This is a genomic window from Cupriavidus yeoncheonensis, from assembly GCF_905397275.1.
GTDB classification, from domain to species: Bacteria; Pseudomonadota; Gammaproteobacteria; order Burkholderiales; family Burkholderiaceae; genus Cupriavidus; species Cupriavidus yeoncheonensis.
Map to the genome: position 1 here is coordinate 1 of NZ_CAJPUY010000027.1, position 14,922 is coordinate 14,922.

Consider the following 14,922-nt stretch of genomic DNA (forward strand, 5'->3'; position numbering starts at 1 on the left):
CGACCTCGTTGCCGTTACCAGACGCCATCTTATGCCCATCCCATCGCAACGCATGGGCCGCAAGCCCGCTTCATCCTTCGGGGTCGGGCTCGCCCGATGAACAACTATTGACGAGCACTAGCCAACCCTCATCACCCGTACCCCGAACCAAGGACAACACCGTGTCACATGATCTGTCGCGCCGCCGCTTCCTCGTATCCACTGCCGCAGGCGTCGCAAGCCTCGCGCTTGCCGACATGCCCTCGGCCATGGCTGCGTCCCCGCTATCCAAAGACGCCGCCCTGCAAGGGCCGGCGTCAGCGCTTCCGGCGCTTTCCGACGTGCTCACGGGAGCCCCTGGCTCAATGAAGTTCGTGAACTACGCGACGTACGTTCAGGACAAGGGCAAAGTGAACGCGTCCCGAGCCGAACATGTTGCTTATGCGGACGCGCTTCGCAAACACGACCGGCTGGTGATGGGCGGGCCGCTGCTCGACGACGACGGGCACGCCCGCGGCGTCCTGCTTATTTATCAGGTGGCGTCGCAACAGGAAGCCGAGACGCTAGTGCAAAGCGATCCGTTTGTCCTGCAAGGTGCGATTGCGGACTATCGCCTGGCGGAGTGGGCCGTGCTCAGCCGCAACGTCGACGTCGAGTCGCTTGCTGCCAAGCTCGTCACGGCGGATCGGCATGCTCCGTCCAAGGAACCGCACGCATCCGGTGCTACGCCAGTCGGACCGGATGCGCACTCCGCGCGGCTTTACGTCAACTACGCAAAATATGTTTCCGACCACTCGCGCATCTTGCGGGCGAGGCCGGCGCACCGCTCGTATGCACAGGCAATCCGGGCGAAAGGCGCGCTGATCATTGCCGGTCCTTTCGCAGACGACTCGGGCGCCCTGCTCATTTATCAGGCGAAGTCGAAAGACGAAGCGATGGCGCTGATATCAGAGGACCCGTACCAGGCCGAGGGCGTCTACGAAGCGACGGCGCTCTCGGAGTGGCGGCTGTTCGGCCTGAACGCGGGATTGATCGAGCGGCGTTGAAGCGCACGCTTCCCGGCGAGCGCGGCCGCAATCTGCCGCGGGTAACCGCCTCCGTGCGCTGCAGCAGCGTCTAGTCTTCCTTCAACCCACGTCGCACGAAGGACCGCACCGCGGCCAGGATTCTGGCTGCTTCTTCCGCATCGTCCGCTGCGCGCGCGAGGATCATTCCTCCAACCATCGCCGCGAGCGCACCGGTTGCCCCGCGCGTGCGCTCCCTGGACTGCGAAGCACGACTGTGCCGACTCATCCATCGAACATAGTCGTGCACGTTCTCGCCACAGCTCGCGCTTACCTGGTCCTGGGCGCGGGCAAGTTCCGCACCGCAAGCGGCCAGCACACAGCCTCGCTCCGGATGCTCCCAGTGCTTGATGCTCAGATACGCATCGGCGATGTCCGCCAACTCCGGTGGCTCGCCGCCGGCGCCCACGGCCGTTCCCTCCAGGTAGGCAAAGGTCTCGGCCCTCGCGCGCGTGATGGCCTCGGCGATAAGAGCCTCCTTGGAGGCAAAATGCGCGTAGAACCCCCCGTGAGTCAGGCCGGCGCTCTTCATGATGGCCGCAACGCTCACACCGTCCGGCCCATGCTCGCGGATGGCGCTTGCCGCCGCGCCAAGAATCCGTTCCCGTGTGGCTTCCTTGTGGTCTTCGCTCCAGGGCATACAGTCCTCCCGCTTTTCATTGACAAACTATGATGCCCGTCATATTTTGTCAATATGACGGGCATCATATTGCCAGATGGAGAGTGCCATGATCGACTTGATTGGCGCGACTGTCCTCGGGGCAGTCTCAGTGCTTGTGGTCTTTGCCTACGTGATCGTTCTTCCAGCGAGCATGCGTGGGCGCATTGCGTCCGCCTTTGCCATCTGGTTCGCACTGGTGATAGCGTGCGGCGCTACGGGCGCATTTGGTGCCGTGCGCGGCATGGGGCCGGCGGGAATGGGCATCGCGGTCATGCTGCCGCTTGTGGCGCTCTCGTACTTCGTTATGCGGGCCGGACCGTTGAACGAAGCCCTGCAGACGATACCTCTTCCCGCGCTGATCGGCGTGCATGCCGTGCGCCTGCTTGGCGGGTTCCTGGTTCTGCTGTATCTGCAAGGCCGGCTTCCCGCGCCTTTTGCGCCGGCAGCCGGCTGGGGAGATGTGCTGATCGGCGCCACCGCGCTGCCGGTCGCCTACCTGGCCGCAACCCGGGCGCCAGCGTGGCGCATTGCGACGCTGCTGTGGAACACACTGGGCCTGCTCGACCTGGTGGACGCCATTGCTCTTGGCGTAGCATCCTCGCCAGGACTGCCCTTTGGTCATGGAACGCCAGGCGCAAGCAGCGACCTGATGACCACGCTGCCATGGATCCTCATTCCCTGCTTCAACGTGCCGCTGCTGGCGCTCCAGCACCTGATGATCTTTCGGCGATTGTGGCACTCGCTTCCGGAGCATCCGGTTGTTGCCCGGCAAGGCTGAAGGCTCGGTCGCTGCAAGGGGGCGAGGACGAGAAGACTTCCGAGTGGCACCACTGACTTATGCTGCCAGTGAACAGAAGCGCCGGCGGCGCCGCGCCGCTGGCTGTGGCGCGGCGGCTGATTCTTGACACCGTGGGAGCACAAGGCGCCCCCGCGGTGATTCATCCGGCCAGGCCCTTGTTCGGGTTGATCAGGTACTTCTCCCCCGTCGCGCGCTTGTTGTAGACGGCGATCACGTCCAGGTCCAGCACCTCGGCCAGCGAGATCTCTTTCGAGTAGTGGCTGGCAAAGGTGGTCTTCAGCTCCGCCACCACGCGTTGCTTCAGCGCGTTGGCCCGCTCGCGCCCGATCTTCTGCAGGAACGGGAATACCAGCCAGCCGCCCATGCCCCACGCCATGCCGAAGTTGCGGTTGAACTCCGTCGGGCTTGTGTCCAGGCCGCCGTAGAGATAGACCTGCTTGTGGGTGGTCGAGCCATAGCGGCTGTATTCGCGGGCCGTCCTGTTCAAGGCCGCTTCCATGCAGGTGAGGATCTGGCCGCCGAGCTTGCCGCCGCCCGTGGCGTCGAACGCGATCGTTGCGCCAGTGGCGACGAGAGCCTCGGTGAGGTCCTGCATGAACGTGGGCGCCGCGGCGTTGCAGACGTGGACCGCCCCTTGTGCCCTGAGCAGATCCGCCTGCTCTTGCTTGCGCACGATGTTCACCAGCTTGATGCCATCCTTCAGACAGATCTGATTGAGCATCTGTCCCAGGTTGGAGGCCGCGGCGGTATGCACCAGGGCGCTATGTCCTTCGAGCCGCATGGTCTCGACCATGCCGAGTGCGGTGAGCGGGTTGACGAATGACGACGCGCCGTCAGCAGGCGTGGCGCCTTCGGGCAGGACCAGGCACTGGTCCGCGGGAACGCAGCGGTACTGCGAGTACATCGCGCCGCCGATGGCAGCCACGGTCTTGCCCATCAAGGCTTGCGCCGCAGGGGACGAGCCCGCGGCGACGACCACGCCCGCGCCCTCGTTGCCAACCGGCATGGACGCATCCAGGCGGCCCGCCATGCTGCGCATCGCGCCTTCCGGCACGCGCGCGGTGACTATGGGGCGCTCGGCCGTGCCGCTGGCCCTGGCCGTGCTCATGTCGGCCGCCCCGAACAGCAGGCCGAGATCGGACGGGTTGAGGGGAGAGGCTTCAATGCGGATGAGCACTTCATCCGGGCCAGGTTGCGGCGTGTCGATACTGTCCAGCGACAGCTCGAGTTCACCACTGCTCTTGATCTGCGAACGAAGTTGAAGTCCGGTGTGCATTCGATGTCTCCTTGGTCTGCCGGTTTGCGGTGGGCGGGCAGCAGCGCGGGGCTGCTCTCGCCAGCAGTCAGCAATGTAGCAAGTTCCTGCGAATCACGTACTGGGCCCGGAAATCCAGGTTATGCGTCAGCCGACAGGCCATCATGCATCGCACTGATAGCGGCGGATATGTCAATCGCCTGACCCTCCCACAATCCATCCAACAGCCGGCGTATCGATTCGAGTCTTGCGCGGACGTTCACTGAGCCGCCTGGTGCGCTGGCCGCACAACCAGTGCGTCACGGACAGCACGCCCATCACGCACTGGATATCGACGAGCAATGTCTGCAATTGTTCCCAACTGTTCCGTTTGACGGGCGGTGCTGCGCGGCCTATCGTGCGATTCTGTCAACCAAGCCAACTTCGCCTGGAGCAAGCATGAGTGAACACCGAATCCCGACCGCCGGCCTGCATCAATGGGTCGTCGACCTCTGGCTGGCGGCCGGGTCCGACGAGCGCGAGGCCGCGCTGACCGCCGATCATCTGGTCGGGGCCAACCGGTCGGGCCACGATTCGCATGGCGTGGGCATGATTCCCAAGTACGTGATGTCGTGGCAGGGGGACCAGCTGCAGCTGAACCAGCAGGTCAGCGTGGTGCATGAATCGGGCGGCATCCTGAGCCTCGACGGCAATCGCGGCATGGGCCAGGCCGTGACCGAGCAGGCGATGCGGCTGGGCATCGAACGCGCGCGGGAACATGGCGTGTGCGTGCTGGGGCTGCGCCGTTCGCACCATCTCGGCCGCGTGGGCCACTGGGCCGAGCAGGCGACCGCCGCCGGACTGATCTCGATCCACTTCGTGAACGTCCTGTCCAAGCCGATCGTCGCGCCGCATGGCGGTTACGATGCGCGCTTCGGCACCAATCCGTTCACGATCGGCGTGCCGGTGGCCGGCCGGCCGCCGCTGGTGCTGGACTTTGCCACCAGCGCCATCGCCCTGGGCAAGGTACGCGTGGCCAACAACAAGGGCGAGCCGGTGGCGCCCGGATGCCTGATGGACCCGAACGGCCACCCCACCAGCGATCCCGGCGTCATGTTTCCGCAACCGGGTACGCCGCAAGGCGCGCTGCGCACGTTTGGCGAGCACAAGGGCTATGTGCTGGCCGTGATGTGCGAGCTGCTGGGCGCAGCGGTGACCGGCGGCCACACGATCCGGCCCGAGACGCTCACCCATGAGCACGCGGTCTGGAACAACATGCTGGCGATCATCTTCGATCCGCAGCGGCTCGGCAGCAGCACCACGTTTGGCCATGAAGTGGAAGCGTTCGTCGAATGGCTCAAGGCCTCGCGCCTGCAGCCGGGCAGCGATGCCATCCAGCTGCCCGGCGACCCCGAGCGGGCATGGCGCCGTGCCCGCGCCGAATTCATTCCCGTGGACAGCAGCACGCTGGCCCAGCTTGACGACGCCGCCGCGCGCGTGCTGCAGGCACGCGGCAAGTCGCCCGGCCCGCTTTCCGCCCTCGCAACCGACTGAACAGGAACGCCGACGATGACCACCATTCCGCATCTGCCCCAGATTCATCCGCTGCCCAACCAGTTCCGCGCCGACATACTGGCACGCAAGCGCCTGATCGGCTTGTGGAGTTCGCTGGGGCAGCCCGTGACCAGCGAGATCATCGGCCTGGCCGGCTTCGACTGGCTGCTGCTCGACGGCGAGCACTCGCCCAACGACGTGCTGACGTTCGCACCGCAGCTGATGGCGCTCAAGGACAGCGTCAGCGCGCCCGTGGTGCGGCCGCCGTGGAACGACCCCGTCATGATCAAGCGCCTGCTTGATATCGGCTTCTACAACTTCCTGATCCCGTTCGTGGAATCGGCCGAGGAAGCGCGTCGCGCGGTGCGGGCCACGCGTTATCCGCCGGACGGCATCCGTGGCGTGTCGGGCGTGCAGCGGCAGAACCGCTTCGGCACGCTGCCCGACTTCTTCAAGACCATCAACGAGAATATCTGCGTGCTGGTTCAGATCGAAAGTCGCAAGGGGGTGGAGGCGATCGCGGAAATCTGCGCGGAGCCGGGCGTCGACGGCATCTTTATCGGCCCGAACGACCTGGCCGCCGCCTACGGTCACCTTGGTAACCCGAACCACCCCGAGGTGCAGGCGGCTGTGCGGCAGATCTGCGATGCGGCCAACCAGGGCGGCAAGGCCATCGGAACGCTGACGCCGGTGGAAGCCGATGCACGGCGATACCTCGACATGGGCATGCATTTTGTTGCCGTCGGGCTTGATCATGTCTTGTTGCGCGATGCGGCGCGGGCATTGCGCGAGCGCTTCGCGGGATGATCGGGTTGTCGTCCCCGACCGACGCCGCTGCCGCGCCGGCGTGACTGGCGGGGTGTTGGGTGACTCCCCCAACACCCCACTGCCCCCTGCTAGGGAAACCCTCTAGTCCATTCCAACGATTCACCTTCAGCGCCCCCTCTCTACGCTGTCACCACCGACACACGCCAACCGCGTGGCAGGTCCACCCCGACAAAGGCCGCGGCACGCCGGGCACATCGGTCCTGCCGCCGCTTTCGGGCATGTGGGCGACTTCCGTACCGGCGCAGGCGCCGCCGGGCAATCCCTTAGAAGGAGCGAGACTTCAATGACATCCCCTACACAACGGCTGCTGCGCGGCAGCGTGCTGGCCACCAGCATGGCACTCGCCGCGGCATCGTGGGCAGCGGTCGCCCCGGAAGAACTCAAGCAGCTTGACAGCAGCCTCACGCCCATGGGCGCGGAGCGCGCCGCCAGCAAGGACGGCGAGGTTCCCGCCTGGACCGGCAAGTGGCTGGGCACCCCGCCCAGCGTCAAGTACCAGCGTGGCGACCGCTATCCCGACCCGTATGCCGACGAAAAGCCGCTGTTCGTCATCACCGCGCAGAACATGGCGCAGTATGCCGAGCGCTTGAGCGAGGGCGAGAAGGCGCTGTTCAAGAAGTACCCCGACACCTTCAAGATGCCGGTGTACCCGAGCCATCGCGACTTCCGCTACGAGGACGCCGCGTACAAGGACATCCGCACCTACGCCACCACCGTCAGCATGACAGGCGATGCCAATGGCCTGAAGGATGCAGCCCCCCAGGTGCCCTACCCGATCCCGAAGACGGCCATGGAGTTGCTGTGGAACCAGCGCTTTTCCGCGGCGATCGGCACCGAGAAAGCGCAGTACGACCAGGCCGTGGTCTATCCGAATGGCTCGATCGCATGGGGACGCGTCTCCTACAGCATCTTCTCGCCGCGCAACAACGGCAAGTTCGACCCCAAGAACCCCCTCAACGAGCGCACTTTCTTCCGCACCGCCACCGACCTGCCCTTGCGTGACCGCGGCCAGGTGATCGTGGGGTACACCGTCTGGGACCAGGAAGGCTCGGACACCAACCGCACGTGGATCTACAACCCGGGCACGCGCCGCGTACGCCAGGCGCCGGAGTTCGGCTTTGACCAGCCCCAGGGCCCCGGCGGCTTCCGCACAGTGGATGACGACCGCCTGTTCAACGGCTCGGGTGAGCGCTACAACTGGAAGATCGTCGGCAAGAAGGAGATCTACGTCCCGTACCACAGCTACAAGCTGATGAGCGCCTCGGTCAAGTACAAGGACCTGCTGACGAATGGGCACGCCAACCCGGACGTCATGCGCTACGAGCTGCATCGCGTATGGATCCTGGAGGCAACGCTGAAGCCGGGATTCCGCCACCAGTATGCGAAGCGTGTGCTGTATCTCGACGAGGACACCTGGCAGTCGGTGGCCGCCGACAACTACGACGGCCGCGGCCAGTTGTGGCGCACCAACCTCCAGGCCCTGGTCTACGCCTATGATGCGCGCCGCTTCTCCGCCGCCACCGTGTTCTACCACGACCTGATCTCCGGCGCCTACCTGGCCGACCGCCTGACCAACGAGGGCCCGATGGCAAAGCTCAACAGCAACCCGGAATTCAGCGAGGCGCTCTTCTCGCCGGACGCCGCGCGCGGATCGGGCACCTGATCGCAGCACACGGCCGGGCCGGGCGAACCCTTCGCCGGCCGTTCTTCCCACACCCGCCCTTGCCGCACGGCAAGGGCTTTTTTACGGTTCATCGCCGAATTCCGGGAAAGGCGGAGACCGGCCAGTTTGAGTCAGTTGGCTCCAGACTGATGATGACCGAAGCTGGCCTGACTACCGTCGTTCAAGCGAGGATGGGACTCGAGCCTCGCCAGGTCCACCCATCGCAATGTTCCTATCGGATGGGTGACGAGCATCAGCGCGCATCCCCGCTCTTGCGTGGCCTCGATGGACGGACTCGACCTTGCCCAATTGCGACGCCCTTCGCTCGGCTCAATGACTGACGTGAGATTGAGAAGCGACTCATCCATGGGTCCGCAGGATCGCAGCACCGGCCGCACAGACGGCACGCCGCTCGCCAGGGAAGGCCTTCGCGGTCTCATCCATGCGATCTATGCGGCCGTTTGAGAGCACGCTCTGCTCGGCCCGGTATGCGCCATCGGCGAGGAGCAATCGTGCCGTAGTCACGCGGGCAATCCGGCCAGCCGCAGGGCTGCTTACCGTCAGATTATGCCCCGGCATCCAGGAGGCTCCTTATCGGCAGGCTCTTAAGATCACTTCCGCGCCGCCCCCGATTGGATGACTCGAAAGCGCACCCAGGCGGATGCCAAAACCCTCATTGGTGCACCCGGCCAAATATCCACGGGCCGGTCTGTTCTGCCCCCGACGCGACCAATCGATGCAGTTCAACGTTGAATAGGTGGCGCATGAGCCACGAACCAACATCCTCATCACCACAAAAAGAAATCCGAAATTGACATTACCCCTATAGCGCATAGGCTTTTCCCGTACGCGCCCCGGATTAGAATCATGCGTTCCCCATGGCGGGTCCTGATGCTCGGATTGCTTCTTGCCCTGCCGCCTGTCGGCCGGGCGCAGGTGCCTGCCGCTCCCACTATCCAGTCCGACGCGATTCCCGCATTCCAGACGGTCGATTCGATGGAAGCGCGCGTGCAGGGTTGCGTGACCTGTCACGGTCAGAGCGGCCAGGGCACCAATAACGGATACTACCCGCGCATTGCCGGCAAGCCGGCCGGTTACCTCTACAACCAACTCGTTGCCTTCCGCGACGGTACGCGCCGCTATGCGCCGATGAACTACCTGGTCGCGTACTTGCCGGACCCGTACCTGAAGGAGATTGCCGAGTACTTCGCGAAGCTGCGTCCGCCATTCGCCGCGCCCGAGGCGTCCGATGGGCAGCCGACCGTGGTGGCGCGTGGCCAGGCGCTGGTGACCGCCGGCGATAGCAAGCAAGGCGTACCGGCCTGCATCGCGTGCCATGCTGCGGGGCTCACTGGCATGGAACCGGGCATTCCGGGGCTGACGGGACTGCGGCACGCGTACATCATTGGCCAGCTCACGCGCTGGAAGGTGGGCGAACGGCATGCGGCGGAGCCCGATTGCATGAAGCGAATCGCTTCGCGGCTGTCCGACGCCGACATCGCTGCCGTGGCGGCCTTCCTGTCTCAGCAGGTGCCCCCAAAGGATCCGTCGCCGGAATCGTCCAACCTTGTGCGCATGCCGCTGGCATGTGGCAGCCAGCGCTGATGGGGTCGCCATGAAAGCGCGCAGGTTACCCATCCTCATCATCGGCATTGTGGTCGTGGCCGTACTCGTCGTACTGGCCCTGCGCCTGATGCCGTCCGGACCGCGGGAGAAGCCGGCGCCCGTCACGGCGGCGAGCGCTCCCGCCGCAAATGGAGCGAGCAGCGCCGCGGCGCTCAGCCCGGCCAGCCAGATCATCGTCAAGGGCGAATACCTTGCGCGCGCCGGCGATTGCGTCGCCTGCCACACCGAGCCCAACAACCCGCCGTTCGCGGGCGGACGCGCGATGGCGACGCCGTTCGGCAGCCTCTTCGTCCCCAACATCACGCCCGACGACGAGACCGGCATCGGCCAATGGACCGCCGACGACTTCTACCGAATGATGCATACCGGCGTCTCGCGCGATGGCAATCTGCTCTACCCCGCCATGCCGTTCGCGTCGTACACCAAGGTGACGCGCGAGGACTCGGACGCGATCTACGCTTACCTGATGTCAGTGACGCCGGTGAAGCGCAAGAACCATCCGCACGAGCTTCGCTTTCCGTTCAACAAGCGCGAACTGCTGATCGGCTGGCGTGCGCTCTATTTCAAGGAGGGCGAATTCCAGCCCGATCCGAAACAGTCGGTGCAGTGGAATCGAGGCGCGTATCTCGTGCAGGGCCTCGGCCATTGCGCGATGTGCCACACGGCGATCAACGCGCTCGGCGGATCGAGCGAGTCGAAGGAGTTCGAGGGCGGGATGATCCCGAACCAGAACTGGTATGCGCCGTCGCTTACGTCGAACCGCGAAGCTGGCTTGGGCAACTGGCCGCTCCAGGACATCGTCGATCTGTTGCAAGTCGGCGTGTCGCATCGCGCAACGGTCTACGGCCCGATGGCGGAAGTGGTCTACAACAGCTTGCAGTACATGACCGACGAGGACGTGCAGGCGATGGCCGTGTATCTGCAGGCGCTGCCGCAACGCGATACCGAACCACCGCCGTCGAGCCAGGAACATCTGGTGCAGCCTGCCGTGATGGAGAACGGCCGCAAGATCTACCAGCAGCAATGCGTGATGTGCCATGCCGAGGACGGCAAGGGCCATCCGCCATCGTTCCCGCCGCTCGCGGGTAACCAGTCGATCACGATGGCGTCGCCGGTCAATGCGATCCGCATGGTGCTCAATGGCGGCTACGCGCCGGGCACGAAGAAGAACCCGCGCCCGCATGGCATGCCGCCGTTCTCGCACGCGCTCGACGACGAACAGGCCGCCGCCGTGGTGACATACATCCGCGTGGCTTGGGGCAATACCGGCACGCCAGTGGCACCACCACAGGTCAACGCGCTACGCAAGCTCTTGCCCGAGTAACCGACATCGCCGACATGACCGACATGACCGATCCGCACGCGCCAATGCATCACGACGAACCACCGCCAGCGGACCACGACGTACACCGCGTGGTAAGCGACGGTCCGAAGGGAACGTTTGCCGTGGCGAGCGTAGCCACCGCCATCGTCGTGGTGATCTACCTGGCGTTCTACCTCGGCATCTATGCGCAGCGGGGGCTGATCCAGTGAGCACGATATCGCCAACGCCTGCCACGCCCGATGGCCACCACGCCGAGGCAGTCGCCGTTGCGGCGGAACGGCGCTGGGCCGTGGTGGTGGGCATCATCATGGGCGTCATCGTGCTCCTGATGATTTTCGCGGGCGTGCATTGGCTATCGATGCCGCCGTCGCGCGTGGAGACGGTGAACGTGCGAACGCTGCACCTGCAGGGAGAGTTTGTCGAAGGCAACCTCGGCACGGCAGTCGACGGCGACGGCAAGGTGACCGTGAGGCTGGTCGCGCAGCAGTATTCATTCGAGCCGCAATGCCTTGTGGTGCCACAGGGCGTACCGGTGACGTTCCGGGGCACGAGCGCTGACGCGATCCACGGCTTCATCGTCGGCACCACCAATGCCAATACCATGTTGATCCCCGGCTTCGTGGCGACCTTCACGACGACGTTTCCGCGTGCGGGCGAGCAGTTGATGCCGTGCCACGAATATTGCGGCATCGGGCACGAGGCGATGTGGGCGAGAGTGCAGGTGCTCCCACGCGAGGAATTCATGGAGCGTGCGCGACACGCGGAAAGGATGTCCTGTGTTCCTCGCTAGAAAACTCGTCCTCGCGCATTTCTGGGTGGCCTTCGTGGCCTTTCTCGGCGCCATCGTCCTCGGCGAGTGGCAGATGTTCATCCGCAGTCCGCTGTCGACCTGGGTCAACAATCCCGAGCACTACTACCGCTCGGTGACGGCGCACGGCACGGTGATGGCCTATGTGCTGCCCACGCTGGTGGCGATGGGCTTCGGCTATGCCATCTGCGAACTCGGCCTCAAGCGTCCGCTCGTGGGCCTGCGTTGGGCCTGGATCGGCTTCTGGCTGCTGATCGCCGGCACCGTGCTTGCGGCAGCGACGATGGGACTCGGCAAGGCATCGGTCCTCTATACGTTCTACCCGCCGATGATCGGCAGCCCGTTCTACTATCTCGGCGTGGTGCTGGTGGTGGTCGGCTCCTGGGTCTGGGTCGCGCTGATGGCGGTCAACCTGCGTGCGTGGCGGCGCGAGAATCCGGGTGCCACCGTGCCGCTTGCGGTGTACGGCACGGTGGCTGGCGCTTATCTGTGGGCGTGGACTTCATTGGGCGCGGCGATCGAGGTGCTGGTGCTGATCCTGCCCGCCTCGCTCGGTCTGACCGACACCATCAATGCGGGCCTCGCCCGCGTGTTCTTCTCGTGGACGCTGCACGCCATCGTCTACTTCTGGCTCGTCCCCGCCTACGTCGCGTTCTACACCATCGTCCCGCGCGCGATTGGCGGACGGCTCTATAGCGACACCATGGGCCGCATGGCCTTCGCGCTATTCCTCGTGTTCTCGATGCCGATCGGCATTCACCACCTGTTCGCCGATCCGCAGGTCGGCTCGGGCTTCAAGTTCGTCCACGCGGCCATGACTGCGATGGTGACGGTGCCAACGCTGCTGACGGTATTCACCATCGTCGCCTCGGTCGAAATCGCGGCGCGCCTGCGCGGCGGCATAGGCCCCTTCGGCTGGGTGAAGGCATTGCCGTGGCACAACCCGATGATGCTCGCGGTGACGTTCTCGTTCATCATGCTCGGCTTCGGCGGCGCAGGCGGCATCATCAACATGAGCTACCAGCTCAACGAGTCGATCCACAATACCCAATGGGTGACCGGGCATTTCCACCTGATTTTCGGCGGCGCCATCGTCATCATGTACATGGCGCTCGCCTACGACCTCTGGCCGCAACTGACCGCGCGCGGTCCGCTGCCGGCCGGCCTGATGCGGCTGCAACTCTGGCTGTGGTTCCTCGGCATGCTGGTTCTCTCGCTGCCCTGGCACTGGGTTGGCCTGCTCGGCATGCCGCGCCGCATGGCGTACTACGACTACAGCCACCCGGACCTGCACTCGCAGGCGTGGACCGTGGCGGTCTCGACGTTCGGCGGACTGGCGATGGTCATCTCGGCGATCCTGTTCGTCTACATCCTCGCCAACGCGCATCGTCGTCCGCTCGGCACGCCGACGCCCTACACGTTCAGCGAACCCATCCACGCGGGAGGACGCCCACCCGCGGCGCTCAACGGCTTTGCGCTGTGGGTCGTGATGATGGTCGCGCTGACGCTGGTCAACTACGGCTACCCCATCGTGCAGCTCGCCGTACTCGAAAACGCCTCGGTGCCCATCGTGCCGATTGGCGGCCGCTAGTCCGCCGCAGCCACCGTCACCGGATCCTCCCATGTCCGCGCAACCCAATCCCATCGGCGCCAAAAGCGTACTGGCCTTGGTCGTGCTGACCATCGTCCTGATGTTGGTCGGCTTCATCTGGTTGCCATCGGTGCAAAGCGACTTCAGCGCGCGCGGCGTATGGGACGCCATCTGCCGCGCCGCCGGCGTCCCCACGAACTGGAGCGGCGACGACAAGACGCGCACGGGGCGCATCGCCACCAACGTCGTGCTCGACCGCTCGATGGCGCGCGTCGGCTCGGCGGACAGCGTCGGACGCGGCGCCACGCTCGCGCTCAACAACTGCACCATGTGCCACGGCGCACGCGGCATGACAGCCTCCAACGCGCCCAACCTCGCCGGCCAGTACCCGGAAGTCATCATCAAGCAACTGAACGACTACAACGCCGGAAAGCGCGGCAGCGCGATCATGGAAACGCTGGCCCGCAAGCTGTCGGAGCGCGATATCGCCGATGTTGCCGCGTACTACGCCTCGCTGCCAAAGGCGCGCACTGCCCCGACGACCTACGATGAATCGCTGCCTGCGCTGGTACGCGTGGGCGATCCGCTGCGCAATATCGCGCCGTGCATTGCATGCCATGGCGGGGTGGATCAGAAGTTCGGCGCCCCCTGGCTCGAAGGCATGCCGCGCGATTACCTTACCGCCGAGCTAAGGGCATTCCGCAACGGCTCGCGCGCCAATGACGCCGAGGCGCAGATGCGGAACATGGCGAGAGCCATGACCGATCAGGAGATCGAGGAAGTTGCGGTGTTCTACGCACGAAAGGCGGCGCCGGAAGGCCATTAGGACCATGCGCTGAAGCTGGCTGTCTGACGCGCTGCTGCGTCGTCGCGGCCACCGGCGCATTTCCCACCGCTTGTCATCGCGCCATCCTCGTCCCACCTTCGCTCAAGGCGGAATTCCCTCGCTGACGCCCAGAACCCCGACGTTTTCGCCCGGAACCCGACTTCCCCGATCGCTGCAAGCCATTTAGTCCGGCCGTCCACCGAGTTTGACCAAATAGGCCGCCGGCAGGGGCCTATGCGCTGACCGGATCTACACTCGTAGGTGGCCCACGGAGAAGCTGCGCTTCTTCCTAGCCATGGATGCGGGAATGCGCGCAGCTTGCCTGGGGGCATCTGCGCGCCGGATTAAGGAGCGAAGCGTCGACGCGCTGTTCGTACGCATCTCGAAGGAGATGACCATCGACCAGAAACGCGTCCTCGTGGCGAAATCCCGGCAGGAGTTCGAGGAGCGTGCGGCGGCATATCCGGATTTGACGGAAAGCAAGACCAAGCTGCTACTGCTACGCGAACGCTGCGAAGCCGCTGCGACTATCGGTAAGGTTACTGATCGCTGGGTCTTCCACCCACTGCCTACGATTGACAAAGTTCGGCCAGTCCCGGTCATTCACATCTTGCCTGACGGATGACCGCGCGATACGCCGCACCAGGCGCTCGCGGTTCGCAGTTTGCTTTCTGATTTCACAACGGCCTGCATCGGGCTACCCAGCCTCAGCCGGAGCCTGGAGAGGTATCGCGATCCCACCATGTGCGGGACTCAATCACTTCGGAGCAGCGCCGCCTTTAGTCAGGACGCGGCAGCCATAGCGCGATTCGCCAGATCTTCTGCTGTCAGGGAATTTCACCCTGTACGCCTTGCCAGTTAGCCGGCGAACACTGTATATTTATACAGTTGTCGTCGCATCCCGGAAAAGCTGGCTGCTGAAGTCAAGCCCGTGCGGCGCCTGCGCTTTCTTTCCCCCCACCTTG

General features: G+C 64.8%; 14 protein-coding genes. 12 read left to right on the forward strand and 2 right to left on the reverse strand.

The window, feature by feature from the left end; translation table 11 throughout:
* The first annotated feature begins 161 nt into the window (after positions 1–161).
* Positions 162–1,025 carry a YciI family protein gene (locus KHO22_RS27675; RefSeq protein WP_211950376.1) on the forward strand — a complete coding sequence of 288 codons (864 nt, stop codon included), beginning with the start codon at positions 162–164 and terminating at the stop codon, positions 1,023–1,025.
* 70 nt (positions 1,026–1,095) lie between these two features.
* Here the strand turns inward: KHO22_RS27675 and KHO22_RS27680 are convergent, their stop codons facing one another.
* Positions 1,096–1,683 (reverse strand): TetR/AcrR family transcriptional regulator, encoded by a 588-nt coding sequence (locus tag KHO22_RS27680; RefSeq protein WP_211950377.1) that lies wholly within the window; start codon positions 1,681–1,683, stop codon positions 1,096–1,098.
* Between the two features lie 76 nt (positions 1,684–1,759).
* On the opposite strand from KHO22_RS27680, the gene KHO22_RS27685 reads away from it, so the two are divergent.
* Positions 1,760–2,482, forward strand: a complete 723-nt coding sequence (locus tag KHO22_RS27685; protein ID WP_211950378.1) for a hypothetical protein — start codon at positions 1,760–1,762, stop codon at positions 2,480–2,482.
* Positions 2,483–2,642: 160 nt separating this feature from the next.
* Here the strand turns inward: KHO22_RS27685 and KHO22_RS27690 are convergent, their stop codons facing one another.
* Positions 2,643–3,779: a zinc-binding dehydrogenase gene (locus KHO22_RS27690; protein ID WP_211950379.1), complete on the reverse strand. Its 1,137-nt coding sequence runs from the start codon at positions 3,777–3,779 to the stop codon at positions 2,643–2,645.
* A 417-nt stretch (positions 3,780–4,196) separates the two neighbouring features.
* Here KHO22_RS27690 and KHO22_RS27695 point away from each other — a divergent pair, with 417 nt between their 5' ends.
* From KHO22_RS27695 to KHO22_RS27740, 10 genes are all read left to right on the forward strand, one after another.
* Entirely contained in the window at positions 4,197–5,291 is a 1,095-nt protein-coding gene (locus KHO22_RS27695; protein ID WP_211950380.1) for a malate/lactate/ureidoglycolate dehydrogenase, read from the forward strand.
* A gap of 15 nt (positions 5,292–5,306) precedes the next feature.
* Positions 5,307–6,098, forward strand: coding sequence for a 2-dehydro-3-deoxyglucarate aldolase (gene garL, locus KHO22_RS27700; RefSeq protein ID WP_211950381.1), 792 nt, complete (start codon positions 5,307–5,309; stop codon positions 6,096–6,098).
* A 304-nt stretch (positions 6,099–6,402) separates the two neighbouring features.
* The gene (locus KHO22_RS27705) at positions 6,403–7,782 is read left to right on the forward strand and encodes a DUF1329 domain-containing protein (RefSeq protein WP_211950382.1); all 1,380 of its coding nucleotides are present in this window, start codon (positions 6,403–6,405) and stop codon (positions 7,780–7,782) included.
* 867 nt (positions 7,783–8,649) lie between these two features.
* Positions 8,650–9,387: a c-type cytochrome gene (locus KHO22_RS27710; RefSeq protein ID WP_230427052.1), complete on the forward strand. Its 738-nt coding sequence runs from the start codon at positions 8,650–8,652 to the stop codon at positions 9,385–9,387.
* Positions 9,388–9,475: 88 nt separating this feature from the next.
* Entirely contained in the window at positions 9,476–10,732 is a 1,257-nt protein-coding gene (locus KHO22_RS27715) for a c-type cytochrome (protein WP_211950438.1), read from the forward strand.
* Between the two features lie 14 nt (positions 10,733–10,746).
* Positions 10,747–10,941 carry a hypothetical protein gene (locus tag KHO22_RS27720; protein ID WP_230427053.1) on the forward strand — a complete coding sequence of 65 codons (195 nt, stop codon included), beginning with the start codon at positions 10,747–10,749 and terminating at the stop codon, positions 10,939–10,941.
* The gene (locus tag KHO22_RS27725) at positions 10,938–11,522 is read left to right on the forward strand and encodes a cupredoxin domain-containing protein (protein WP_420839660.1); all 585 of its coding nucleotides are present in this window, start codon (positions 10,938–10,940) and stop codon (positions 11,520–11,522) included. Before KHO22_RS27720 ends, KHO22_RS27725 begins: the two co-directional genes overlap by 4 nt.
* Positions 11,509–13,131, forward strand: coding sequence for a cbb3-type cytochrome c oxidase subunit I (locus KHO22_RS27730; RefSeq protein ID WP_211950383.1), 1,623 nt, complete (start codon positions 11,509–11,511; stop codon positions 13,129–13,131). Before KHO22_RS27725 ends, KHO22_RS27730 begins: the two co-directional genes overlap by 14 nt.
* Positions 13,132–13,162: 31 nt before the next feature.
* A complete protein-coding gene (locus KHO22_RS27735) occupies positions 13,163–13,957 on the forward strand; it encodes a c-type cytochrome (protein ID WP_211950384.1) in 795 nt (264 codons plus the stop codon).
* Between the two features lie 391 nt (positions 13,958–14,348).
* Positions 14,349–14,582 (forward strand): hypothetical protein, encoded by a 234-nt coding sequence (locus KHO22_RS27740; RefSeq protein ID WP_211950385.1) that lies wholly within the window; start codon positions 14,349–14,351, stop codon positions 14,580–14,582.
* Positions 14,583–14,922: the final 340 nt, after the last annotated feature.